Annotated in this window: 22 protein-coding genes; 8 read left to right on the forward strand and 14 right to left on the reverse strand. The window is 41.4% G+C overall.

Annotation, left to right across the window (positions count from 1 at the left end):
- Positions 1 to 49 precede the first annotated feature (49 nt).
- The gene (locus LAQ65_RS03955; RefSeq protein ID WP_224115638.1) at positions 50 to 928 is read left to right on the forward strand and encodes a transglutaminase-like domain-containing protein; all 879 of its coding nucleotides are present in this window, start codon (positions 50 to 52) and stop codon (positions 926 to 928) included.
- Position 929: 1 nt separating this feature from the next.
- Here the strand turns inward: LAQ65_RS03955 and LAQ65_RS03960 are convergent, their stop codons facing one another.
- Positions 930 to 2,357 carry a Gfo/Idh/MocA family protein gene (locus tag LAQ65_RS03960; RefSeq protein WP_224115639.1) on the reverse strand — a complete coding sequence of 476 codons (1,428 nt, stop codon included), beginning with the start codon at positions 2,355 to 2,357 and terminating at the stop codon, positions 930 to 932.
- A gap of 69 nt (positions 2,358 to 2,426) precedes the next feature.
- On the opposite strand from LAQ65_RS03960, the gene LAQ65_RS03965 reads away from it, so the two are divergent.
- Both LAQ65_RS03965 and LAQ65_RS03970 read left to right on the forward strand, forming a co-directional pair.
- Positions 2,427 to 2,756 carry a tRNA-binding protein gene (locus LAQ65_RS03965; protein WP_224115640.1) on the forward strand — a complete coding sequence of 110 codons (330 nt, stop codon included), beginning with the start codon at positions 2,427 to 2,429 and terminating at the stop codon, positions 2,754 to 2,756.
- 5 nt (positions 2,757 to 2,761) lie between these two features.
- Positions 2,762 to 3,253, forward strand: coding sequence for a methylated-DNA--[protein]-cysteine S-methyltransferase (locus LAQ65_RS03970; RefSeq protein ID WP_224115641.1), 492 nt, complete (start codon positions 2,762 to 2,764; stop codon positions 3,251 to 3,253).
- Here the strand turns inward: LAQ65_RS03970 and LAQ65_RS03975 are convergent.
- The 3 genes from LAQ65_RS03975 to LAQ65_RS03985 form a co-directional block, all read right to left on the reverse strand.
- On the reverse strand, positions 3,250 to 3,741 hold the full coding sequence (locus LAQ65_RS03975) for a cytidine deaminase (protein WP_224115642.1): 492 nt from the start codon (positions 3,739 to 3,741) through the stop codon (positions 3,250 to 3,252). The genes LAQ65_RS03970 and LAQ65_RS03975 overlap by 4 nt on opposite strands.
- A 32-nt stretch (positions 3,742 to 3,773) precedes the next feature.
- Positions 3,774 to 5,330 carry a signal peptidase I gene (gene lepB, locus LAQ65_RS03980; RefSeq protein WP_224115643.1) on the reverse strand — a complete coding sequence of 519 codons (1,557 nt, stop codon included), beginning with the start codon at positions 5,328 to 5,330 and terminating at the stop codon, positions 3,774 to 3,776.
- 152 nt (positions 5,331 to 5,482) lie between these two features.
- Entirely contained in the window at positions 5,483 to 6,643 is a 1,161-nt protein-coding gene (locus tag LAQ65_RS03985; RefSeq protein WP_224115644.1) for a sigma-54-dependent transcriptional regulator, read from the reverse strand.
- Positions 6,644 to 6,836: 193 nt separating this feature from the next.
- On the opposite strand from LAQ65_RS03985, the gene LAQ65_RS03990 reads away from it, so the two are divergent.
- The gene (locus tag LAQ65_RS03990) at positions 6,837 to 6,989 is read left to right on the forward strand and encodes a hypothetical protein (RefSeq protein ID WP_224115645.1); all 153 of its coding nucleotides are present in this window, start codon (positions 6,837 to 6,839) and stop codon (positions 6,987 to 6,989) included.
- Positions 6,990 to 7,045: 56 nt separating this feature from the next.
- Here the strand turns inward: LAQ65_RS03990 and LAQ65_RS03995 are convergent, their stop codons facing one another.
- The 5 genes from LAQ65_RS03995 to LAQ65_RS04015 all read right to left on the reverse strand — a co-directional run bounded on the left by LAQ65_RS03995 (position 7,046) and on the right by LAQ65_RS04015 (position 12,425).
- Entirely contained in the window at positions 7,046 to 8,035 is a 990-nt protein-coding gene (locus LAQ65_RS03995) for a pyruvate dehydrogenase complex E1 component subunit beta (RefSeq protein WP_224115646.1), read from the reverse strand.
- A 119-nt stretch (positions 8,036 to 8,154) separates the two neighbouring features.
- Positions 8,155 to 9,528, reverse strand: coding sequence for a S41 family peptidase (locus LAQ65_RS04000; protein WP_224115647.1), 1,374 nt, complete (start codon positions 9,526 to 9,528; stop codon positions 8,155 to 8,157).
- A 96-nt stretch (positions 9,529 to 9,624) separates the two neighbouring features.
- On the reverse strand, positions 9,625 to 10,143 hold the full coding sequence (locus LAQ65_RS04005; protein ID WP_224115648.1) for a GNAT family N-acetyltransferase: 519 nt from the start codon (positions 10,141 to 10,143) through the stop codon (positions 9,625 to 9,627).
- Between the two features lie 4 nt (positions 10,144 to 10,147).
- Complete coding sequence (locus LAQ65_RS04010; RefSeq protein ID WP_224115649.1) at positions 10,148 to 11,329, reverse strand: acetyl-CoA C-acyltransferase; 1,182 nt, start codon at positions 11,327 to 11,329, stop codon at positions 10,148 to 10,150.
- A 67-nt stretch (positions 11,330 to 11,396) separates the two neighbouring features.
- Positions 11,397 to 12,425 (reverse strand): AI-2E family transporter, encoded by a 1,029-nt coding sequence (locus LAQ65_RS04015; RefSeq protein ID WP_224115650.1) that lies wholly within the window; start codon positions 12,423 to 12,425, stop codon positions 11,397 to 11,399.
- Between the two features lie 65 nt (positions 12,426 to 12,490).
- On the opposite strand from LAQ65_RS04015, the gene LAQ65_RS04020 reads away from it, so the two are divergent.
- Complete coding sequence (locus LAQ65_RS04020; RefSeq protein WP_224115651.1) at positions 12,491 to 15,142, forward strand: cation-translocating P-type ATPase; 2,652 nt, start codon at positions 12,491 to 12,493, stop codon at positions 15,140 to 15,142.
- A gap of 13 nt (positions 15,143 to 15,155) precedes the next feature.
- Here the strand turns inward: LAQ65_RS04020 and LAQ65_RS04025 are convergent, their stop codons facing one another.
- From LAQ65_RS04025 to LAQ65_RS04035, 3 genes are all read right to left on the reverse strand, one after another.
- Positions 15,156 to 15,419 carry a hypothetical protein gene (locus LAQ65_RS04025; protein ID WP_224115652.1) on the reverse strand — a complete coding sequence of 88 codons (264 nt, stop codon included), beginning with the start codon at positions 15,417 to 15,419 and terminating at the stop codon, positions 15,156 to 15,158.
- 165 nt (positions 15,420 to 15,584) lie between these two features.
- Positions 15,585 to 17,723 carry an elongation factor G gene (locus tag LAQ65_RS04030; protein ID WP_224115653.1) on the reverse strand — a complete coding sequence of 713 codons (2,139 nt, stop codon included), beginning with the start codon at positions 17,721 to 17,723 and terminating at the stop codon, positions 15,585 to 15,587.
- Positions 17,724 to 17,752: 29 nt separating this feature from the next.
- Positions 17,753 to 18,130, reverse strand: a complete 378-nt coding sequence (locus LAQ65_RS04035; protein WP_224115654.1) for a hypothetical protein — start codon at positions 18,128 to 18,130, stop codon at positions 17,753 to 17,755.
- A gap of 163 nt (positions 18,131 to 18,293) precedes the next feature.
- Between LAQ65_RS04035 and LAQ65_RS04040 the strand changes: the two genes are divergently transcribed.
- From LAQ65_RS04040 to LAQ65_RS04050, 3 genes are read left to right on the forward strand one after another with little or no spacing between them, the layout of a single operon-like run.
- The gene (locus LAQ65_RS04040; RefSeq protein ID WP_224115655.1) at positions 18,294 to 19,535 is read left to right on the forward strand and encodes an ABC transporter permease; all 1,242 of its coding nucleotides are present in this window, start codon (positions 18,294 to 18,296) and stop codon (positions 19,533 to 19,535) included.
- Positions 19,536 to 19,581: 46 nt separating this feature from the next.
- Positions 19,582 to 20,586, forward strand: coding sequence for a tRNA (adenosine(37)-N6)-threonylcarbamoyltransferase complex transferase subunit TsaD (tsaD, locus tag LAQ65_RS04045; protein ID WP_224115656.1), 1,005 nt, complete (start codon positions 19,582 to 19,584; stop codon positions 20,584 to 20,586).
- A 24-nt stretch (positions 20,587 to 20,610) separates the two neighbouring features.
- Complete coding sequence (locus LAQ65_RS04050; protein WP_224115657.1) at positions 20,611 to 21,330, forward strand: tRNA1(Val) (adenine(37)-N6)-methyltransferase; 720 nt, start codon at positions 20,611 to 20,613, stop codon at positions 21,328 to 21,330.
- Position 21,331: 1 nt separating this feature from the next.
- Here the strand turns inward: LAQ65_RS04050 and LAQ65_RS04055 are convergent, their stop codons facing one another.
- The gene (locus LAQ65_RS04055) at positions 21,332 to 21,661 is read right to left on the reverse strand and encodes a DMT family protein (RefSeq protein ID WP_224115658.1); all 330 of its coding nucleotides are present in this window, start codon (positions 21,659 to 21,661) and stop codon (positions 21,332 to 21,334) included.
- A 177-nt stretch (positions 21,662 to 21,838) separates the two neighbouring features.
- The gene (gene smc, locus LAQ65_RS04060; RefSeq protein ID WP_224115659.1) at positions 21,839 to 25,357 is read right to left on the reverse strand and encodes a chromosome segregation protein SMC; all 3,519 of its coding nucleotides are present in this window, start codon (positions 25,355 to 25,357) and stop codon (positions 21,839 to 21,841) included.
- Positions 25,358 to 25,574: the final 217 nt, after the last annotated feature.

A 25,574-nucleotide genomic window follows, 5' to 3' on the forward strand; every position in this document is an offset into this window, starting at 1 on the left:
CCATTAAGCGTCATTATTATAATGCTGATCCAAATAACCCTTTGCGTGAATGGAAGAAACCCGTGAAATATCAGCCCTTTTTCATCTTATTGATGACCCCGATGTAGAGGTATTCTCCACCGTAAGTGAACGTATTATTTCGATGGGAACCAGCATTATCCCAAATCTGGAACACCTTTGGGAAACAACCCCTGATGAATCTGTACAGGAAAGGATTGAGTTACTTATTCACCGCCTTCATTACTGTGACCTTGTTCAGGATTTCGAACGCTGGAAAAAATTGCCAGAGCCGGATTTATTGGCAGGGGCACTTTTGGTGGCTAAATTCCAATTCCCTGAACTGGATGTCAGTACTATTTTACAGGACATTGAAAAAATGCGCCGGAATATCTGGCTTGAATTAAACAGTTACCTCACACCGCTTGAACAAACCAATGTCCTGACCACTATTCTTTATAATTATTACCATTTGAAAGGCACTGAGATCAGTTATACTGACCCCAATGATTTTCTGCTCAATAAAGTCATTGAAACAAAAAAAGGCAATGCACTCAGTAATGGTATTCTTTACCTTGTTTTGTGCGATCTGCTGGATATTCCGATCCGGGCTGTGCCGATTCCGAGGCAATTTATACTGGCTTATTTTGATATAGAACCAGAACAATGGATGCAACTATCGGGTAACAACCCAATGCAACTGATCCAATTTTATATTGATCCCATGAGCGGCCAGGTTTTTTCGCAGAAGGATATAGAAACATATTTTCGCCGGATTTCTGTACCGACTACTGCGTCTTTTTTTAAACCAATGAGTAACATCAGGATAATCCAGATGCTTGTAGAAGAATTGGCTAAATGTTTTGATGATGAAAAAAATGCCTACAAGCGGGATGAACTCCTTCAGCTTGCAGGCATTCTTGGTGAATAGATTATAAAGAAAGTTCCCAGCCTTGCCTTCTTTCCCTCTTCACATACTGGTTTGCTTCCTCGAAATTAGTTATGCGCATATTTTTGGCATCCCACAGTAAGGTTTTTCTGCCGAGGTATTTGTCATTCCAGCCTTTAAGATTTGGATTTTTATACATCCAGCTCCTGATGGCAAGGTTCCCAATTAAGATAGATTCCGTAAATGGTCCGGCATATTCAAATGGAGAGCTGGTAACTCCTTTGCCATGGCCGGCAATGCAGGCATTTACCCACTGGGCATAGTGCCCTTCAGGCACCCTGGGCAGGGTAATTGGTGGTAAGGTTTCTTTCATTTTTACTGTTGGCAGCAGCCGTGGATTATCACCATAGCAATCTGCCAGTAACTTCCCTTTTGTACCAATAAATAAAACGCCACCATCCCAGTTCCCAAAAGCCTCTTCCGGCAATAACTCATCGGGCCTTTCCGGCAACAGGCCGCCATCATGCCAGGAAACTTTTATGGTTCCTTTGTCATCTGTTCGAGGATAGCTGAGGTGAATGATAGAAGAAGGCGGACAACTGTCAGTAAAGCTGCCTTCAACCCACATATCTTTCCATGTATTGGCTACACTACATTCAACCGAACTTGGATATAGTATTGGCAATATCCTGTAAATAGGGTCCATAATGTGACAGGCCATATCGCCAAGGGCACCGGTACCAAAGGCCCACCATCCTCGCCAGTTAAAAGGCAGGTAAGCAGGGTTATAATCAATATATTTTGCAGGCCCAAGCCATAAATCCCAGTTTAACTCTTTCGGGATATCAAATTTCCCGGTAGGTGTTGCAATACCCTGGGGCCAAACCGGACGATTAGTCCAGGCATGAACAGTATGCACATCACCAATTAATCCGGCATCGATAAATTCCTTTGTTCTCCTCACGCCATCCCCGCTTCCGCCCTGGTTGCCCATTTGGGTAACTACTTTATATCGTTTAGCTGCATCCGTTAGTAACCGGGCTTCATAAATATCATGTGTAAGTGGCTTCTGTGTGTAAACATGCTTACCCAGCTGCATGGCTGCAAGAGTGGCATTGGCGTGGGTATTGTCCGGTGTGGAAATAGAAACTGCATCGATATTCTTCTTCTCTTTTTCCAGCATTTCCCTGAAATCCTTATAGTAACCTGCTTTGGGAAAAGAATTGCGGGATGTTGCAGCAGCACGGTCATCCACATCACACAAAGCAACAATATTCACTTTTTTTGTTTTGAAGAATTCCGCCAGGTCACCCTGGCCCTTTCCACCAGCCCCGATACCTGCAACATTTAAGGTATCACTGGGAGCGATATAACCTTTACCAAGCACATGTCTTGGTACAATATAAAATCCTGCTGCGGCCAGCGAGGAGTTTTGAATAAACTTTCTTCTTGAGGATGAATGTCGGGCCATAATAACAAGCAGATTTAAATATTTAAGGAAAATGAATTTACACAAAGCGGCGTATATTGAAAAAAAAATATGATCAGCTGGAATGATTTTGAAAAAGTTGATATGAGGGTTGGGACTATACTGAGTGTACATCCCCTGGAGAATGCAATTAAGCCTGCATTCAGGTTAGAGATAGACTTTGGGCCACTGGGAGTAAAAAAATCTTCAGCCCAGTTAACGAAATTGTATACACCCCATGACCTGCTGGGTAAGCAGGTAATTGCAGTAGTAAATTTCCCGTCAAAAAAAATCGCAGGCTTTGTTAGTGATGTCCTTGTACTTGGCGTCTATAATGAAAACAATCATGTAGTTTTATTAAAGCCTGACCGGCTTGTGGCAAATGGCCATAAAATCGGGTGATGCCTATGTTCATTTCATTTTATAATTCCCCACTGGGAGTTTTACGCATAATGGTTAAAGAAAGTTATGTAACTGAAATCCATTTTTGCACAGATGATGAATTGAAGGATTCAATGGTTACCACCGGATTCCACCCTTTGCTGCAGCAATGCACCGAACAATTAATTGAATATTTCCAGGGAGCCAGGAGGATATTTGAATTTCCTGTACACCAGTCTGGAACTCCATTCCAGCAATCAGTATGGGGAGAACTTACCGGAATTCCTTTCGGCAAAACCATTTCTTATATGAACCTCGCCCGTAAACTTGGAGATCCGAAAGTTATCAGGGCAGCTGCAGCTACCAATGGCAGAAACAAAATTGCCATTGTAGTACCCTGCCACCGGGTTATTGGCAGCAACCGTGAAATGGTCGGATATGCGGGTGGTATCTGGAGAAAAAAATGGTTATTACAGCATGAACAGAAAATAGCTAATGGCGTTCAAACACTCTTTTAAGGTCTGGACATATCCCCGCTGGAAAAAGATAAAGGAAGCAACATGGCCGATTTCGGTATTATGATAATTTTCCCTTCCATGCCACCCAAAATGAGCCTTATAGGTTGCTTTACCCTGTCTTCATATTCCTGCAGTGATTGCCTGCAAATCCCACAAGGAGTAATCGGATGATCGCTCTCAACAAGTTTGCTGTTATAACTCAGTGCTATTGTATCTACCCGGGCATTTGGATACAAAGATGAAATTGAAGCGAGCAATACGCGTTCTGCGCAAAGTCCAACCGGATAAGATGCATTTTCCTGGTTAGTCCCGGTTAAGATATCACCAGTAAACAATCTGGCTGCAGCCCCAACATGAAAATTAGAATAAGGGGCGTAAGCATTTTTGGTAACATCCCTTGCCTTTGTAAGTAACCATGCATCCGCCTCCGTAAGTTCACCAATTTCAGTATAAACTTCATAATCGAAATAATAGGAATTACGGGTCATAAAATGCTCAGTTGGAAATTCAGGATAGTTGTTTACTTAATGCTTCTGAATAATCTATTCCATCGGATACCTTTATTCAAACTCATCCAAATAATCCATGCTTCTCCTACGATATGGTCTTCAGGAACAAATCCCCAAAAACGGCTATCCTGCGATCCATGCCTGTTATCTCCCATCATCCAGTAATAATTCATTTTGAAAGTATACTGGTTAGTGGCAGCACCATTAATGAAAAACTTACCTTCTTTTTGTTCCAGCGTATTGCCTTCATATACCCTTATAGCCCGTTCATAAATCGAGTAATTTTCAGGAGTCAGGGTTAATGTGGCGCCTTTTGCGGGAATCCAGATTGGACCATAATAATCGATAGTCCATTTGTGTATGGTATCATATGGATAATTAACCTGGCCCCATAACCTGGCATCAACCTGGTCGGGCCTTATTAATTGTGGTGTTATAGATTTTGCTAACCCGGATGCCTTCATTTTATCCACTGCTTCGGCCGTTAGCAACATAATATATTTGTTGCCGGTCTGGGAAGGAATTTCTTCCGGGTTTTCTATGTCAATATTATATTGCTCCTTCATGAGGTCAGCATCCAGGGGCTGGCCACTGGTTTCCACTTCATAAAAGATTTGGGAGTGCGGCGGAATAAACCCAGGCTGGCTATTGATATAAACCCTGCCATCCCTCACTTCCAAAGTATCCCCGGCAATAGCAACACAACGTTTAATATAATTCTCCCGCTTATCCACCGGGCGGACTACTAACGGATAAGTTTCCGGATCATTCAGGATCATTTGCCGGCCTGTGTTCAAATTTCCGTTTCCGATTCGCCGGGCAACATCGTAGTAAGGATCTGCAGATTGAAATTCCGGCTTATTAATTACTGTATCACCATTGGGAAAATTAAAAACAACAACATCATTTCGCTTAATCGGGCTCGCAAACCAACGGCTATAAGGAAGTTTGATTAATTCAGAATATGACCTCGCAGAGGTTCCGGGTAAGGTATGATGGACAAAAGGTACAGCAAGCGGAGTATTGGGAATCCTGGGACCGTAGCTCAGTTTACTGACAAACAAAAAGTCATTGATGAGCAAAGTTTTTTCCATTGAACCAGTCGGTATCGTATATGCTTCAAATAGGAAAGTCCGGATAAGTGTAGCTGCAACAATAGCAAAAACACCGGCGTCTATCCATTCCCGTGCAGTTGATTTCTGGTAATGTTTTACTCCTTTTGCACCGATGAACCGCGTTTTTTCATCAAGAGCAACCATCGGGAAATATAAAAAAGGGACAAGGCAGGTTAAAGCATGTTCCCAAAAAGCAAATTTGCCGAAACATTTAATGAATTCAATGAAAATGCCCATCGTTACAAACCAACCCGCTACGGGAATTAATTGCCAAAAAAACCAATGTTTCGGACGTTCCGCAATTATGATCATTTCCCAGGAATTATATAAGGGGACAAAAGCTTTCCACCCGGGCACCCCTGCTTTTTTGAAGAGTTTAGATAATCCAAAAGCAGGCAGAATAAATAATAATAAAGAAATAAGGGCTACGATCAGGATTTGATTCGTTGTCATTCAGCGATTTTTAGAATTCGGGCAAAAATACCATTCTGCCTCAAAAATGGTGTTTATTCAGATCATTTGACGTGGAATTATCGAAAATATGACAGTGACACTCAAAAGAATTTGTTAAGGTGCCTGGTTCTACCGCTTGCCGGAAGTGGAAATCATCTGGGGATCACATTGTTTATCACATCTTCACGAAGTATTGTTTTACCGGATAAAATAACCAAACGTTCAACTACGTTGCGCAGTTCCCGGATATTACCTGTCCAGTTATATTCTTTCAATGCATCCATTCCGCTTTTATCAATTTCCTTTTTGGCAATTCCGTATTCTGAACAGATATTTTCCAGGAATTTATCAACCAAAGCCGGAATATCCTCCCTTCGATCATTCAAAGAAGGAACATGTATAAGGATTACACTCAGGCGATGGTATAAATCTAGGCGGAAATTTTTTTCTTCCACCTCCTTCAGGAGGTCTTTATTGGTAGCTGCAATAACCCTTACATCAACTGAAATTTCTTTATCCCCGCCAACCCTGGTAATCTTGCCTTCCTGCAGGGCCCTTAAAACTTTCGCCTGGGCGCTTAGACTCATATCCCCAATTTCATCCAGGAACAAGGTTCCTCCATTGGCTTGTTCAAACTTTCCGATACGTTGTTTTATGGCTGAGGTAAATGAACCCTTTTCATGGCCAAATAATTCGCTTTCAATTAATTCAGTGGGAATAGCAGCGCAATTAACTTCAATTAATGGACCATTGGCACGGTTGCTTTTTTCATGCAGCCACCTGGCAACCAATTCCTTACCCACCCCATTTTCACCGGTAATCAATACCCTTGCTTCGGTTGGCGCAACTTTTTCAATCGTGTCTTTAATCCGCTGGATGGCAGGTGAATCCCCTATCATTTCCTGTACTTTGCTAACTTTCCGTTTCAGAACTTTGGTCTCAGTAACCAAAGAGGTTTTATCCATCGCATTCCTGAGGGTAATCAACAACCTGTTGAGGTCGGGTGGTTTTGATATATAGTCAAAGGCCCCTTTCTTTACAGCTTCAACAGCAGTTTCAATGGTCCCATGCCCGGAGATCATAATAATTGGCACATCCGGATTTGCTTCCCTTGCTTTATCAAGGAATTCTATTCCATCAAGCTTTGGCATTTTAATATCGCAAAGCACTACATCAAACACTTTTTCCCTGAATTTTTTCAGTCCTTCTTCTCCATCTGAAGCCTCCTCAATTTTATACCCTTCATAGGATAAAATTTCACCCAGTGTTTTTCTGATAGCTCTTTCGTCGTCGATGATAAGGATATTTGACATGACATTGGTTTTTTCTGGAATTCTCTTTGCCCTGTTGGGTTCTGTTCAAATGTAACAATTATTGTCTATGCCATTTTAAAGATGGATATATTAGTATAATTACTATATAAAATGGGTAGATTTCTCCTTGACAAGGCCTGATGGGGATTGTATTTTTGAGTTATCCTATTGAATCATCAAAAAATATCCACCTATGAGCACTTTAGAACATCCCATAAAATCTACGCAAGAGGTTAGTGTATGGCAGTTGACTGCTAAACTTGTAGTATTAGCCGGCGTTTTAATGGCCTATAGCTATTGCTTACTCCTTACTATCGGAAGCGTTTTAAAACTTGCACACAGTTAATTATAACACTATAAATATTAAAAAAGGCCGCTGATCTCAGTGGCCTTTTGGTTTTGCTATTTTTTGAGGTACATCACTTCTTTTACAAGTTTTACCGTACGGGAAACATCAGGAAGTGCTGCAGCAACCAGGTTTGGTGCATAGTGCAGGGGAGCATCTGCTGCTGTTATTCTGCGAATCGGGGCGTCCAGGTAATCAAATCCTTCTTTTTGGATACGATAGGAAATTTCAGATGAAATAGAAGCAAATGGCCATTGTTCTTCAACAATTACGAGCCTGTTGGTTTTTTTAACGCTCTCCAGTATGGTCATCCAATCGAGGGGGCGAATTGATCTCAGGTCAATCACTTCAGCACTTACCCCTTCTTTTTCCAGTTCGGCTGCGGCACCAAGGGCAACTTTCATCATTTTATTAAATGATACGATAGTTACATCCTGGCCGGCTTTCTTAACATCGGCCTTGCCAATCGGGATATAATATTCTTCCTCCGGCACTTCTCCTTTCTCGCCATACATTACTTCACTTTCCATGAAAATCACAGGATCTTCCTCATACCTGATGGCTTGTTTCAATAAACCTTTTGCATCATACGGATTACTGGGGGAGATTACTTTAATGCCTGGAATATTGGCATAATAGCTCTCAAATGCCGTGGAGTGTTGCGCACCAAGCTGACCTGCTGAACCATTTGGTCCACGGAAAACAATCGGACAAGATAACTGCCCACCACTCATAGCAAGCATTTTAGAAGCGGTATTCAGAATCTGGTCAAGTGCTAATACAGCAAAGTTCCAGGTCATGAATTCCACAATCGGGCGAAGCCCATTTTGAGCAGCACCTACGGCAATAGCTGTAAATCCCAATTCTGAGATCGGGGTATCAATTACCCTCTTTTCACCAAACTCATCCAGCATACCCTGGCTCACCTTATAGGCACCATTATATTCAGCTACTTCTTCACCCATCAGGAAAACACGCTCATCGCGACGAAATTCTTCATTCATTGCCTCGCGTAGTGCTTCTCTAAATGCGATTGATCTTGCCATTCTTTAACTTTTTGGAGTGGCAAAAATATTGGTTCAGCAGCAAACGCGCAAAAATTGATATAGGGGGAAGCAAAAAGCCCCGTAAACCGGGGCTTTGCGAAATCATTATGTTCCAATTCTTACTTTAATCCAGGTATTACCTTTCTGGATTCCACCATGAATTTGTATTTATGGGAAGGTAACCGGTTATAACTCCGGATTAATTCAGCATCGCTCCGGATATTATCCTTGGTCTCAGCTTTAAATCCGCCAGTTGTGAGATATTTGAAAGCACTGGCCAGGCAATCTTCAGAAAGGTCCCCCCAGGGTTTGTCAAGGCCATCCATTACCGTGTTATCGGGGGTAAAACCATTGAAATAATTGCCCACATTCAGGCTGTTAACAATGCGAAGGGAAACCGGGAAAACGTACCAATCACCTACAGGAATATTAAAGAAACCGACGGGCTTTCCATGAGTATGGCTGGGTCCAACAATTTTCACATCAACATGCGGTTTCATGATGTTAATTAATGCTTCACTTGCCGATGCTGTATTCTGGCTGGCTATGAAAACGATTTTTGACGGGTTCACTGATCCCTTTTTAGAAAAATAACTTGATCGGTTGTATTGCGAATATTTATCATTATATGACTGGCTGTACATCAATTTTCCATCTTCAGAAGCGGGGGCGAGGTAATTGGCCAACTCTTCCTGTAAAAACACATAACCACCGCCGTTATAACGAAGGTCGACCACTATGTCCGTAACATTATTTGCGGCGAACTTGGTAAAGATATTATTAAAGCCATTTTTAATTTGTGCTGTATCACCCAGGAAGGAATTCAATATAAAATACCCCACTTTTTTACTTCCACTGGTATAAATCGTATCCAAAATCAGTGGTTCTTCTTTATAAGTAGAAGGAGATAAAGTCAGGTCTACTGTTGTGCCATCAGGTTTTAGAAAACTTATATTGGCAGTTTTACCACCATAAATAGCATCAACTATATAATTAATACTTGCATCTGAAGTATTTATAGCAGTGCTTCCATTGATTTTTGTAATCCGCCATGACCTTTCCACACCTGCTGTTCCGGCAACCGACTCTTTCTCTACATAGGAAACACGCAGGTCATTTTGTGCCAGGAAAAATATACCCAAGCCGAGATCCCCACTAATACCACTGCTGGTATTGTTCCAATCTTTCTGTAAAATGCCAAAACTCCACCGGTCAACCGGGTCTGTAAAACCAGGTTCAATACTATAAGGCCTGATTGCCTGCATTACTTTATCGGGGTCTGCATAAGCCCTTGGGTTAAAAGTTGCGGGAATTTTATCGTACCACAAATAAATATCCCTCGCAATCAGAAGAGAGGTATCCTTTACTTTATCGGCCGCACTTACTGTATCACCACCCGGACTTGGAGTTGGAGTTGAAGTGGTAGAACTTTCCTTTTTACAGGCGCCCAGGACGAGTCCAATTATCAGAGAAAGCACCATTACACGTTTCATAAGGGAATCATTTTATATGAAATTAAGATTTAGATTTATTTAGCGATATTCTGCAAAGGTATAAAAAGCCGATAATGGTAAAACTTTAACCATTTGCTACAAATTCCTTACCATCAGCCAATCTGTTTGAAGGTCGTTTCCCAGCATAAATCCATGGCTGCCAACTTTTTCAAATCCGTTTTTCAGGTAAAATTTAATGGCCCTTTCGTTATTTTCCCATACTCCGAGCCAGGTGCTTTTTAAACCACCCTCCTTTGCCCAATTCAAAGCATAGTCCATTAACAGCTTTCCTATGCCAGTAGCAATTACTGTTTTTACAACATATAAACGACATAATTCTATGGAAGGCAATACTTTAATACAGTCTGGATGACTTTCGGGATGTTGCTTAATTTTCATGTATCCAATTGGTTCCCCATCATCCAATGCAATAAAGAAGAAATTGCCAGGCTGGCGGAACTCCGCTTCCAGTATTTCGCTGGAAAACTGGGTATCCATAAATAGATCCGTATCTGCCTTTGTATTGGAATCAGCAAAAGTGTCATAAAATGTTTGCCGGCTTAGCCCTGCGATTTGTAAAGCAGATTCAAATCCTGCAGGTTTCACAATTGCCATAAACCTAATTGATATTTTCAATCACCATGGCTGATGCGCCTCCTCCTCCATTGCAGATCCCTGCAGCGCCATATCGGGCATTCTGCGATTTCAATACATTGATGAGGGTTACGATGATCCGTGCTCCGCTGCAACCTAGCGGATGCCCGAGTGAAACAGCCCCTCCATGAATATTTACGGTTGCAGGGTCCAGTCGCATCCTTTTGCTGTTTTCTATACCAACCACTGCAAAAGCCTCATTAAGCTCCCAAAAATTAATATCCTTCATTGATAATCCGGCTTTTTCAACTGCCCTTGGGACAGCGAGCGAGGGTGTTGTTGTAAACCACTCCGGGGCTTGTTCAGCATCGGCAAAAGATAATATGCGTGCAATGGGTTTAAGTTTGAGTGCATCGGCTTTTTCTTTGCTCATCAGTAACAAAGCAGCAGCACCGTCATTCATTGTTGAGGCATTTGCGGCGGTTACAGTGCCGTCTTTTATAAACGCTGGTTTTAGTTCGGGTATTTTATCAAACTTCACATTCCATGCTTCTTCATCGCGATTGAATAAAACCGGATCGCCTTTTTTCTGGGGAACCGGAACCGGAATAACTTCATTATCAAATTTACCTGCAGCCCATGCAGCCTGGCTACGGCGATAACTCTCAATGGCATACTGATCTTGTTCTTCCCGGCTGATACCGCATTCCTTCGCGCACAATTCAGCCGCATTTCCCATGGCCTTTCCATCATATACATCTGTTAGCCCATCTTTAGCAATTCCATCGATCAATGCAGAATTCCCATATTTATTTCCCCAACGCATGGCATCTATATAAAATGGAACGTTACTCATGCTTTCCATCCCGCCGGCAACAACAATTTCGGCATCTCCCAACAGAATGCTTTGTGCGGCGAGACTAATCGCTTTCATTCCGCTCGCGCAGACCTTGTTAATAGTGGTGCAATTCACTTCATTTGGAAGACCTGAAAACTTTGCTGCCTGTCTTGCCGGCGCTTGTCCCAGGTTTGCCTGGATCACCGAACCCATTAATACGTCTGTCACCATACCAGGCTGAATGCCCGCTTTATGAATTGCTCCTTCAATGGCAATGGCACCCAAGCGGGTAGCCGAAAAATCTTTCAAGCTGCCGCCAAAACTACCAATAGGCGTGCGTACAGCGGAAATAATATAGACTTCTTTCATAAGCTTTTGTATGAATTTGTAGGTACAAATGTACTAAAAGGAACTCGCTGCCTAACTATTGATAGTATCAGGATTTATCATCCCCTAACAGCACAGCAAGAGCTTCGCCACCTTTTATCCGCTCAGCCACAAGTTTCAGGATTGCTGCAAAAGGCACAAAGAGTATCATGCCTGCGGCACCCCATAAAATACCCCCGAGAATAATTGCAACAATTGTCATTAATGTATTCAGGTTAAGTTTCCGGGAAACAGCCCAGGGGAATATAATATTTGCTTCAAGGTATTGTACGAAAGCAAAAATGGCAATTACGCCGATAGGATACCAGACAGAGTTATAGGTAACCCAGGAAATGGTAATTGGAAACAAAGAAGCAACCATAATCCCTACATAAGGAAGAAAAGTAAGTACGGCAGCAATACATCCAAATAATATCGCATGGGGTACGCCAAGTAACAATAAACCAAGGCTGTTCAATATACCAACAACCAGGTAAACAACCAGCATGCCTTTGATAAAATTATAATAGGAATCAATGGCTAAATGGATAATTTCAGTTATGCCAGGTCGATAGTCTGATGGAAGCATTAAAACGAGCGCTTTAAAAAGCCTTTCACGATAATAAAGTATCAGGAAACAATAGATAGGGATCAACAGCAATAGCACCAGGGAAACAATTGATGAACTTATGGTCTGTTGCAGCAGGTTAAAAATATTTGCAGTAGAATTTTCACCAAATTGTTGCAGCCATTTTTGCTGTTGAGCTTCATTTATATTCCACTCTGTGTTCAGGTAAGCAGAAAGCTGTTTAAACGATTCTTCCAATTTGGTTTTTAAAAGCGGCCATTCAGCACCAAAATTATTTAGTTGATTAATCAGCAAAAAAATAATGCCGCCGAGCATGACTGTAACCAACACCAGGTTTATCAGTATTGCAACGCTTTTGGGGATACCTTTTTTCTCCATCCATTTGCATACCGGGAATAAAACAAAACTAATCAGCAGGGCAAAACTCAGGGGTATAAACAGTGACCGGCCGGTATAAAGAATAACTCCAGCAAGAACTATTGCCAATAATATTTGAATTATTCTGGGCATCAGGTGAATAGTTTTATGGTAAGCTAATCAAACTACCGTAAATTAAATCAATCATAACTATAAAAATGAAAGCCTGGTACCAACTTGATATAGAGGAAATATACCAGCTAACAGAAAGTGGAAACGACGGACTAAATACTGCCGCCATTCTCCGGCGCCAGGCGGAATTTGGACTAAATGCAATACCCAAACCAAGAGACAAATCGGTTTTAGCAATTTTTGCGGGTCAGTTTTTAAGCCCTTTGATCTATATTTTGATAGCGGCAGGCCTTATTTCACTGGTTGCCGGCGAAAGCAGGGATGCCCTTTTTATTCTGATAATTATTACCATTAATGCCATTTTGGGAACCTGGCAGGAATATAAAGCTGAAAGCAGTGCTGCTGCGCTGAGAGATTTGGTGCATATTCAGTCGAGGGTTAAAAGAAATGGCAAGATTGTGCAGGTGGACGCCGAAGAATTGGTAACCGGGGATATCGTTCTGTTGGAGTCGGGGGCAAAAGTACCTGCAGACCTCCGTTTGATCAGCTGCCAGGACCTCATAATTGATGAAGCCCTTTTGACCGGGGAGTCCCATGCAGTAAACAAAAGCGCTGAAAAAATAACTTACCTGGAATTGTCATTGGGCGACCAGACTAATATGGCATTTGCTGCCACCACTGTTTTAAAAGGACGTGCCACAGGTATAGTAATTCAGACAGGCGTTCAAACTGAAATAGGGAAGATTGCAGAATCTTTGGCTACCACGACACCGGAAAAGCCCCCCCTTATAAACCGGATGGATATTTTTTCAAAAAACATCTCATTTGCTGTTGTGCTAATATGCGGCCTGTTAGGATTATTAGGTTATATGCGGGGAATCCCTGCCGGGGAACTGTTTTTCTTTATGGTAGCTGTTGGGGTTTCGGCGATTCCTGAAGGATTGCCTGTAGCACTCACCGTAGCTTTGGCTATCGGTACAAACCGGATGGCAAGGCGGAATGTTATCGTCCGGAAATTGCCTGCTGTAGAAGGGCTTGGGAGTTGCACCTTGATTGCTTCTGACAAAACCGGCACGTTAACGATGGACCAGCAATCCGTTAAGGCCATATTCCTTCCCGATGGAAAACAATTACAGGTTTTGGGAGACGGGTATAATGGGATAGGAAGTATAAAAAGCGAAATTGGCAAGGACCTGGATTTTTCAAATGACCTTTTATTCAATTTTATCCAGTGTGCACTATTAAGCAATGAAGGGATACTGCGGCAAAGTGCTGACGGATGGGAATACAGTGGTGATGCCGTGGATGTTGCACTCAGGGCCCTTGCCTATAAGGCTGGGAAAAATCCGGCCTATTTCCTGCAGGAAATTACGATACTCCAAATGGTTCCTTACGAATCAGAAAATAAATTTTCTGGAGTGTTCTATTCCCAGAATGGCCAACTGTATTTTTCCATGAAAGGGGCAGTTGAAGTTGTGAGCCAATATTTATCTGAAACAGGGATGGCTATCAGTTTAAATGAATCGGAAATTATGGCATCAAACGGACAAAGGGTTATTGCATTAGCCTCTGGTCCGGTTGAAAAAGCTGATTTATCACAACTTGGTCAACTCAACCTGGCTGGTTTAGCCGGACTAATAGACCCTCTCAGGCCAGAGGCGATTTCTGCTATAAAAAATTGCAAGGAAGCCGGAATTGAGGTTGTGATGATAACCGGCGACCATCCCTTAACAGCTCTGACCATTTCCAAGCAGTTAGGTATAGCCGCAACAAAGGAACAATTAATTACCGGCAAGGAATTATTTGCACTTGAAAGCTCACATGATAACAGGCTGAACGAAATTATTGCGAATAAAACAGTATTTGCAAGGGTTACACCAATGCAGAAAAAACTGATAATAGATAGTAAAAAAGCTCTTGGACACTATGTAGCGGTTACGGGTGATGGCGTAAATGATGCTCCGGCCCTTAAGGCAGCCCATATTGGTATCGCAATGGGTTCCGGGACAGACCTTACAAAAGACACATCTTCGATTATAATAACGGATAATAATTTCGCATCCATTGAAGCCGGAGTTGAAGAAGGCAGGAATACCTATAATAATTTGCGTAAGATTATTTATCTCCTGGTATCAACAGGACTTGCAGAAATTTCACTCGTAGCCATTCCGATAATTTCCGGGATGCCTTTACCCTTCCTCGCGGTTCAGCTTCTCTGGTTAAACCTGGTTACCAATGGCATCCAGGATGTGGCACTGGCTTTTGAAAGAGGCGATCCCGCAGTAATGAAGGTACCGCCAAGGAAACCGGGGGAAAGTATTTTTGACAGGCAAATGAAGTTGCAGGTTTTTATATCTGCAGGAATCATGACCTTAATCACTTTCGGTTGCTGGGCATTACTGCTAAATGTATGGCATTATGAGGAAAAGCACGCCAGGGTAATTGTAATGATGCTTATGGTCTTTCTGCAGAATTTCCATGTAATAAATTGCCGTTCTGAAACCCAGTCAATTTTTTCAACACCACTTGGGCATAACCAAATTGTTATTATTGGAATTACACTTGCACAAACGGTACATATCAGTGCTGCATATATACCAGGCATCAATGACATTCTGCAACTTGAACCGATTACAGCCATAGAATGGATCATATTGCTTCCAACAGCTTTATTGATCCTTGCAGGAATGGAACTTTTTAAACTGATGATTTCTAAAAATAAAAAAGGGCCAGAATAAAGGCCCTTTTTTATCAGTTACTCACTGGAGAAAAATGATACCCTACTTCACAGAGAATAAACTCATTGGGTACTACATTGAATAAGGTTTGATGCATGTGCTTCTGGTATCGGAGATTGGTTTCCGGTAAGTGTTCAACCAGTTTCCAATTCCTGATTTTTAAAATAGCCATTTTGCTTGCATCGCTCAGGTGATCCTCGATCATTTGGAATTTTTCGGCTATATGAGCCTGATCGTTGAAATACAACTGTTGATTCATCGGCATGGAAGTTTTCATTTAGGGAATTAAACGGATTAAAAACGGATTATTCCAAAAACGGGCAAACCAATCCTAAATTGTGTTTATTCGTCGAAAACATATATAACTAAATGAAATCAAGGTAGTTATATCGTCTAAAATCAACAATCCTAAAATTGGTTTAACCAAACCAGCCTTTTAAATTTAAACTTCTTCTAATACAGAATTCTTATTATAATCTTCGGTTAATTTTTTCTGCAATTCCATTGGCACCGGAGCATAATTATCAAATTGCATTTTAAATTTTGCCCTTCCCTGGGTAATTGATCTCAGCGATGAAGAATATTCATGCATTTCAGCAATGGGCACCTTTGCAATTATTCTTGTAAAATGACCTTCAGACTCCATTCCTTCCACAATTGCCCGTCGCGTTTGAAGGTCACCCATAACTGCTCCGGTAAGTTCATCAGGGCACATCACTTCCAGTTGGAAAATAGGTTCCAGCAGTTGAGGATCGGCATCCTTGAAAGCCTGTCTGAATGCTTGTAATCCTGCAAGTTTAAAAGAAATATCATTAGAATCAACCGGATGCATTTTTCCATCGAATACACTAACCCTGATATCCCTCACATAACTACCGGTTAAAGGGCCTTCCTGCATTTTTTCCATGACGCCTTTTAATATGGAAGGCAGGAAACGGGTGTCAATAGCTCCACCAACAATACAATTGTAGTAGACGAGTTTTCCTCCCCAGGGAAGTTCATGCGTTTCACGGCCGCGGATGGTTAGTCCATGTGGCTCAGGCATACCTTCTATCCAGGGCTCTATACGCATATGTACTTCTCCAAATTGCCCAGATCCTCCCGATTGTTTCTTGTGCCTGTATTGCGCATCAGCTCCTTTACGAATGGTTTCACGATAGGCGATTTTTGGCCTTGTGAATCTTACTTCCATTTTTGCCAGGTGTTCAATTTTCCACTTGATCACTGCGAGATGCATATCACCCTGGCAATGAATAATGGTTTGCTTAAGTTCTCCTGAAACTTCAACCAAAACGGTTGGATCCTCATCAACAAGTTGGTGCAATGCCTGTGATAGTTTTTCATCCTCACCTTTATTGACAGGCTCAATAGCTATGCTCATATTCGGGGAAGGAAAAACTATGGGTTCCAATTCAATATCCCTTCCTTTCTCATGTAATGTATTGTTTACATGGGTATTTCGAAGTTTTAAAGTGGCACCTATATCACCGGCAGTAAGTTCATTTACATTACTGCGCTTATTTCCTTCAACAATAAATAGCTGGCTGATTTTTTCAGAAACATTGGTATTCTCGTTAACCAGTTCCATACCCGATTTTAAAACCCCGGAATACACTTTAAAAAAGGAAAGCTCCCCAACATGAGGTTCTGTAACAGTTTTGTAGACAAATATGCAAACAGGACCTTCAGCTTTACAAGATAATTTTTCTCCTTTCCGGGTAACCTGGGCAGGCATTTCATTGGCACTCGGACAAACATTATCAATGAAGCCCATAAGCCTGCCGCTTCCCATATTACGTTCGGCAGACAAACAAAATATCGGGAACAGATCATGATTTATCATTGCCTTTTTCATTCCGGCTTTCATTTCATCTTCATCCAATTCCCCTTTATCAAAATAATGCTCCATCAGTGTTTCGTCATTGCTGGCAATTGCTTCAACCAATTCTTTATGCAGTTTATCTGCCTTTTCCTTTTCACTATCCGGTATTGGTAATTTTTCAGGCTTCCCGCCATTATCATGAAATTTATACAACGTCATCCTTAATACATCAACTATTTCATGAAATCCTTCGCCTACCTGCAAAGGATACTGCACTACCACACAATTAGAACCAAAATGATCTTTAATCTGGTGAATGGTTTTCTCGTAATCAGCTTTTTCATGGTCCAGCTGGTTTACTGCAAAAATCATGGGAGTCCTAAATTGTTCCGTATACTGCCAAATGATATCAGTACCCACTTCAACGCCCATTGATGAGTTGATAAGCATTACTCCGGTATCGGCTACCCGAAGGGCAGATATAACTTCCCCAACAAAATCATCATAGCCGGGGGTGTCGATAATATTGATTTTATACCCACGCCATCGGCTGTGCATTAAAGTGGAAAATATGGTATTGCCACGCTCCTGTTCAAGTTCGTGGTAATCACTAACGGTATTTCGGGTGGAAACAGAACCCCGCCGGCTGATTATTCCGGCTTCAAAGAGCATACTTTCCGCTAAAGAGGTCTTGCCTGAACCGGCATGGCCAAGCAAGACTATATTTTTTACATGATTTGTATCAAATTCGGCAGGCATCGTTCATGAATTTAAGATGAAAGCAATCCTTATTGTATTTTGGCAACAAACTGCCTGAACTCCTGTTGAACATGCTGAATAGTTTGTTGCAGTTGTTCATATTGAGTATGCAGTTCTTCATGCGCAGACCAGGTTGCATCAGTTACCTGCCCATTCTTTTCCAGTTCCCAGGCGGCAATGTTTTCATGTTCCTTGATGGTATGTTTCAGGTCATGAACGTTAATTAACTGAATGTAAAACTGGTTCTGGAGATGTTCGAGGTCCTGGAGCGTGTTTTTGTCCAGTTGGTTGGAGGCGAGTTGCTGGAGCTTTTCATTTAAGGAAGTCAATTTGCTTCTTTGTTCACGGAGGGTGTTTTTCCAGCCTGAACACTCTCCGGTTAACTGCGCAATGTCTGTGGTAACCATCGGAATATAATTTAGGTGAATAAATAATTTCCACTGATTTGGCGGGGTAGGATTATCTACTTCTAATTTACCATTGTTTTCTGGTAAATACAGTATTTTTTAGGAGCTCGCCGTTCATCCTCAAAATCATATGTATACAAAAACTAAACGCTATTTTTGACCTATGCGCAGAACCCTCGAAATATTAGGAACAGGCATAAAAATGGCCCTGGGTGAATTCAGGTCGAATAAACTCAGGACATTCCTTTCTCTATTTGGCATTACCATCGGCATTTTTTGCATTATTGGCGTGTTAGCCACTGTGAATAGCCTGGAACAGAATGTACAAAAGGATATTAAGGCTCTGGGAAGTAATACAATTTTTATTGACAAATGGGATTATAGCGGCCGTGTACCCTATTGGAAATTAATGAACCGCCCTACTCCCAAGTTCGAGGAAATGAAGTTGCTTAAAGAGACTGTTCCAGAAGCCGCAAATATAGCTTTCTCGCTTCAGAGAATGGATAAAGTAGAATTTGAAGACCAAAAGCTGGAAAATGTAAGGATGTATGGCATTACAGAAGAATTTGGAAATATCCAGACAATTGATGTAGTCGATGGCCGGTATTTCCAGCAAACCGATTATGACTATGCTTCAAATTCAGCTGTGATGGGATATAAAGTTGCCGAAGAATTATTTGGCAAACCGGAAAGGGCTGTTGGCCGGCAGGTTGTTGTTTACAATAAAAATGTAAATATTGTTGGGCTCATTAAAAAGCAGGGAAGCAGTATTATAGGTGGTTGGGAATTTGACAATTGTATATTGTTACCTTATGGGTTCATGAGGACCATTGTAAAAGAAGAATATTCAGATCCTGTAATTATGCTGCAAGGAAAAGAAACCATGCCGATGGCTGCCTTAAGGGATGAAACAGCAGGTGCGATGCGATCTATCCGGAAACTCAAACCTACCCAGCAGGATAATTTTTCTTTGAATGATGTTGATGCATTCGGGGAATTTGCAGCCGGCATTTTTTCAGGAATAAATATGGGTGGGTTTTTCATTGCATTATTATCACTGGTGGTGGGTATGTTCGGGGTGGCCAATATTATGTTTGTCACTGTTCGTGAAAGAACCAGCCAGATAGGGTTAAAAAAAGCTATAGGCGCCAAGAAGAATACCATACTAATGGAGTTCTTAATGGAATCCGCCTTCTTATGTATTATTGGCGGAATGGTCGGGTTATTGCTAGTATTCGTACTAACACAGATAATTTCATCCTCATTGGGATTCCCAATTTATATATCAGTGAAAATAATGATGACCGCCATAGCCATATGTATTTTTGTGGGCATTTTGGCCGGCATTATTCCTGCATCCATGGCGGCAAAAATGGATCCCGTTGTTGCAATAAGGAGTAAATAATGAGCTATCAATTATTGATTTGCAAAAATTTGCAACCTGGAAACTTATGAGTATTACAATACTGGCTATAGAGAGTTCCTGCGATGAAACTGCGGCATCGGTTTGCAGGGATGGAAGGATTTTATCAAATATTATTGCATCGCAGAAAATTCATGAACAGTACGGCGGTGTGGTACCTGAGCTGGCAAGCCGGGCACATATGCAAAATATTGTTCCTGTAGTTGATCAAAGCCTGCTAAAAGCTGGGGTTTTATTGTCTGAACTGGATGCTGTTGCCTTTACCCAGGCACCTGGCCTTATTGGTGCTCTTTTAGTGGGAGCGCAATTTGCCAGGTCAATTGCTCTCGCCCTGGATAAGCCCCTGATAACCGTACACCACATGCAGGCCCATGTTTTAGCTAATTTAATTGACAGCCCTTCGCCATCATTCCCCTTCCTTTGTTTAACAGTAAGTGGAGGACATACCCAGATAGTACTTTGCGAATCTCCAACTTTACTGAAAGTGATTGGTGAAACTATTGATGATGCTGCAGGCGAAGCATTCGATAAATCGGCAAAAATCCTGGGCTTGCCTTACCCCGGAGGACCTTTGATTGAACTTCATGCACAATCGGGCAATCCAAAGGCGTTTAATTTCCCTGAGCCGAAAATACCCGGATTGGACTTTAGTTTCAGCGGATTAAAAACCGCTATTTTATATTTTTTGCAGGACGAGGTAAAGGAAAATCCAGCCTTTATTGATCAAAAGTTGCCAGATATTTGCGCCTCAATACAATATCGCATAATTACAATTTTACTCAATAAACTAAAAAAAGCTTCATTGCAAACGGGAATCCGGGAAATCTGTATTGCAGGAGGGGTTTCTGCCAATAGGAGTTTAAGGTCAGCATTGAAGGAGACTGGTCAAAAATACCATTGGAACACCTATTTTCCTTCCTTAGAATATTGTACTGATAATGCGGCAATGATTGCAATTACTGCATATTATAAATTCAAATCAGGTGATTTTGCTGCAAAAGACGCCATTCCTACTGCTAAAGCAACATGGTAAGTGAAGTTCAAGTAGTTTCGTGTTGTGTCGAATACCTATTTTCAATTCAAGGAATTTATTGTTCACCAGGAAAAATCTGCGATGAAAGTATGCACGGATGCCGCTCTTTTTGGGGCATGGGTTGCAGTAAAATTCAGTTCAGGAAAACTGGTGAATGAAAATGTTTTAGATATAGGCACGGGAACCGGATTACTGAGCCTTATGTTGTCACAACAGTTGTCCATAAAGGTTGAAGCTGTAGAAGTTGACCACCCGGCTTATGAACAGGCTATGGGTAATATTGCTTTGAGTCCCTGGAATAACCAGATCAGGGTAATTCATAAAGATATACTGGCATATGTTCCAGACCATTCCTATGGACTAATTATCAGTAATCCCCCATTCTATCCAAATGATCTGAAATCTGGCCATATGCAAAAAAACCTGGCTAAACATGAATCAAACCTGAGCCTTTCAACTCTATTTGGCAAATCCATTCAATGGATGGATCCAAGTGGGTATTTAGCACTGTTGCTGCCGGCTCACAGGGAAGGGAAAGCTATACAAGAAGCTGATCGCCTTGGTATGCATTTGTGCTATAAAGCCCTTGTTCGGCAAACACCCGGTCATGCTCCGTTCAGGACAATGCTTATTTTTTCCAGGGCACCTTCGGCTACGGAATCAGAAGATATTTCCATTAAGTCTGATAACTTTTATACACAAGACTTTATTTCGCTTTTGAGACCCTATTATTTATATCTCTGAATCATTTACGGAACATAAAATAAACTGCCCCCAAAAGGAAGCCAAAACTCACCAGGTAATTCCACCGGATCGGTTCCTTTAGATACAAAACAGCAAATACTGAAAAGACTATCAAAGTAATTACCTCTTGGGTCATTTTAAGCTGGAAACCGGAAAAACCATTACCATAGCCCATCCTATTGGCTGGAACCATAAGGCAATATTCAAAGAATGCAATGGCCCAGCTAGCTAGTACAGCTTTCCAAAGCGGAACTCCTGTTTGTTTCAGGTGTCCATACCAGGCGACGGTCATAAAAATATTTGAAGCGACCAGCAGGATGATCGTTCTCATATAAGTGATTTTAAAATAAAAAAACCGATCGCCCAGACGATCGGTCTCCTCTTGAATATACAAGAATTGCAACCTCTGGGCTAATATAATTCAGTAAAAATATCCCTGCAACGTAATTCTACCGAGTAAAAAGGCACTACTTTTTGTGTTACTCTTTATATAAATTGGGTATAAATCTTAATTAAGGCTCCTGAAATCTACGGGTACAAGTTTACTAACACCAGGTTCCTGCATGGTTACGCCATAAATTGCATCAACCGCCCCCATAGTCATTTTGTTGTGTGTAACGATAATAAACTGGCTTTCTTCACTGAATCGCCTGATCATATTTGTGAATTTACCCACGTTTGCATCGTCCAATGGAGCATCCACTTCATCAAGTATACAAAACGGAGCTGGCTTGATCAGGTAAATGGCAAAAAGCAATGCAGTTGCTGTAAGGGTCTTTTCCCCTCCGCTCAATTGTGTAATGGAAGAGGGTCGCTTCCCTTTAGGTTTTGCAATAATATCAATGCCGGTCTCTGCCAGGTTTTCAGGATTTTCCAAGATCAGGTCGCATTGGTCTTCTTCTGTAAACAGGGCTTTAAAAACCCTGATGAAATTCTCTTTAACCTGGTTAAATGTATCCAGGAATTTCTGGTTTGCCGTACTTTCGACTTCTGCAATAGTTTGCAAAAGGCTCTCTTTAGCGGTAACCAGGTCATTCTTTTGTTCAAGGATGAACTCATAACGCTTTTTCATTTCAGTAAAAGCTTCAATGGCGGTTGGATTAACTTCACCCAGGTTTTCAAGCCTTTTCTTCATTTTTTCTGATTTCTCCTGCAATTCCTCCACCGGCGTTTCGGTTAACCTGGGCTGATCGAGTATATCATCGAGGTTGATCCTGAACTCTACCTGCAATCTCTCCTTCATCCCTGCCAATTGCAGTTTCAATTCATTCATACGATCCTTTATTGCACTTAGCAAATGTTCAATTTGCTCTTTTTCTTTCACCTTATGCCGGAGTTCTGACTCTTTTTCATTGAGTTTATTGCGAAGGTTATAATATGCCTGGTCAGCTTCATTTAAAACCTTCTCGTTCTCTTCCTTCCGCCTTAATAAATCTTCAAGTCCGGTTTCTGCAGTAGCCAGCAATGCAGCATTTTCGGAAATATTTTCAACGGTTTGCTTCAATTGACTCTGATTGTTTTCAATCTGAAGAGTCAGTTCATTCAACTGGTCATTCTTAAATTTCAGCTCCTGCTGTAATGAGTTGATTTTGCTTTGCTGGCGGGTAAGTGAAAGGTTATATTCATTATATAAAGCATTGGCGCTGTTATAGTCTTGTTCGGCATTTTTATACCCTGCTTCAATTTCAACCAGTTTATTAGTGGTTTCTTCAATGAGTATTAACAATACTTCCAGTTCTTTCCGTGTTCCGGCTATTGCAGAAAGGTTGGATTCCAGTTGCTGTTCAAGGTCTTCCAGGCGATTACGGCTGGTGGATTGCTGTGCATGCAGGTTTTCCACCTTGTTCTGCAACGAAAAGACCTGGTTGGTAAGAATATTGATATCCTGCTGGCTTTGTTTAATGGCCTGTTCTTTCAGCTGTTCATTAAATCCAATAACCTCATTGTGCTTTAGCTGGATATCGGCTTTTAGTCCGTTTACCAGTTCTTCCTGCAAAACAATTTCTCCATGTAATTTCTCCAGGTTTTTAGCACGCCCAATCTTTTTACCTTCAAATAAGCCTACACTTCCACCTGTTAACGAGTATTTTCCTTTTACATATTTGCCAGTTTTTTCCAACACTACAGCACCATTGCTGTTTTCCAGGGCTGCTTCATCTTCAGCAATAAAGACATTGCCCAGTAAATATTCAGCCAATTGGCGGTATTGTGCATCCACTTCAATAACTGACATTGCAGGGATGGTGCCTTCCGGCTGGTGACCGGTTACTTCGATTTCGCTAAATTTATCGAGTAAGAAGAAATTAGCCTTGCCTTTCTTATTAGCGTCAAGCAGGTGTACTGCCTGAAGGCCCTCCTGAAGGTTATTTACTACATAATAATTAAGATAGGGTTCCAATACATTTTCAACTGCGGCCCTGAATTCCTCTTTTACATAAATTATATCAGAAAGAATTGGCGCGGTATGGTTCCAGTCGGGGTTTTTATGTAAAAATTTTATACTATCGGGATACCCTTCCATAGAGTCTATCAAACTTTTCAGGAGGTCATATTCGTTCTTTTTAGCATCCAGTTTACGGCTTTCTTCCGCCAGGTGTTGCCGTAATATTTCCAGTTCACCCTGAGTATACAGGATCTGCTCTTTTGTTCTTTCATGGTGTTCCTGCAATTGTTGCAGGTCTTTATGACGGGTTTCAAGCTCCTGTTCCTTAATCGTTCTTTCTTCTTCCAATTGTTTTAGCTGGCTGGACCTGATTTCCCTTTCTTCTTCTATCTGATGGATAGTCCGCTGCAGATTGACAATAGAAGTATCGGCAACTGCAACCTTTTTTTCCGCTTCAAACTGGCTGCGTTGTATTTGGAGGTTTTCGCTCCTTAATTCGTCTACGGCTTTCCGTTGCTGGTCAAATACAGCCCGCTTATTTTCAACGGCCAGTTTGTATTCATCCAACTGGCTTTCAAATGTTTCAAGTTTTGCAGATTCTTCCTTTACCTGCTGGGAAGTGAAAGCAATACTCTCTTCAAGGCCTTTGAGTTGCCCTGAACTTTTTTGCAGAAAGTCCTGCAGGCTGCCTTGTTTTTCTTCCAGGAAGTTCAGCCTCTGTGCTGCAAGGTTTTTGTCATTTTCTTTAGTTCGTAATACCTGTAAAAAATCATTGAACTCATGTTGCAAACTTTGCAGCTGGCGTTCTTTTTCAATAAATCCAACTTTTTCCTGTTCAATAGCCGCTTCTTCCTGGGCTACCATCGCTTCAAGTTGTACCTTTTTATCAGTTTCAACTGCGGTTTGTTCATTCAGTTCGCGATATGTTACATTAAATCCTTCCAGGGCTGCCTTGGCCAATTCTACGGAAAGCTCCCTGTAATCCTTTTTGATTTCAAAATATTTTTCTGCTTTTTTTGCCTGGTTTTCCAGCGTTTTTAACTGGTTATTGATTTCAAACAAAAGGTCTTCAATACGGGCGAGGTCCTGTTCAGTGGCGTCGAGTTTTTGCCTTGCCTCCTTTTTTCTTGTTTTATAGATTGAAATCCCGGCTGCCTGCTCGAGCATCCTTCGGCGGCTGTTCTCTTTGTCTTTGATCAGGTCATCGACCATGCCCAACTCAATAATACTATAACTATCGGTGCTAACACCGGTATCCATGAACAGGTTTTGTATATCTTTCAACCTGCAACTGACATCGTTCAACCGGTATTCACTTTCACCGCTTTTATAGAATTTACGGGTAATGGTTACTGTATTGAATTCGGTGGGAAGCAGATTCCTGGTATTTTCAAATGTCAGGCTTACTTCTGCTAGTCCGGATGCCGACCTTGTCCTGGATCCATTAAAAACCAGGCTTTCCAGGTTTTCGGACCGAAGCTGACTGATTTTTTGTTCACCAATGACCCAGCGGATACTATCAATGATATTACTTTTTCCGCATCCGTTTGGGCCGACGATGCCGGTGATATTCTGGTCAAAATGCACAATGGTTTTATCAGCAAAACTTTTAAAACCTTTTATTTCTAAGCTCTTTAGACGCACTGTTATCCGATTTTAAAGGGAAGCAAATATATAGGATTAGTCCCTAAAAGGTATGAATAGCATTGAATTGGAAGGCGATAATTGCACACGAGTTATACACAAGATGAAAAAGAACAAATAAATCCCTACATATTCAACTGTTTAAATGCTTACAAATTATATAAATAATTATATTACAATTGATTAAATTAATAATAGGCTATTTAATATAAGAATA

This window comes from Flavihumibacter profundi, from assembly GCF_020076305.1.
GTDB classification, from domain to species: Bacteria; Bacteroidota; Bacteroidia; order Chitinophagales; family Chitinophagaceae; genus Flavihumibacter; species Flavihumibacter profundi.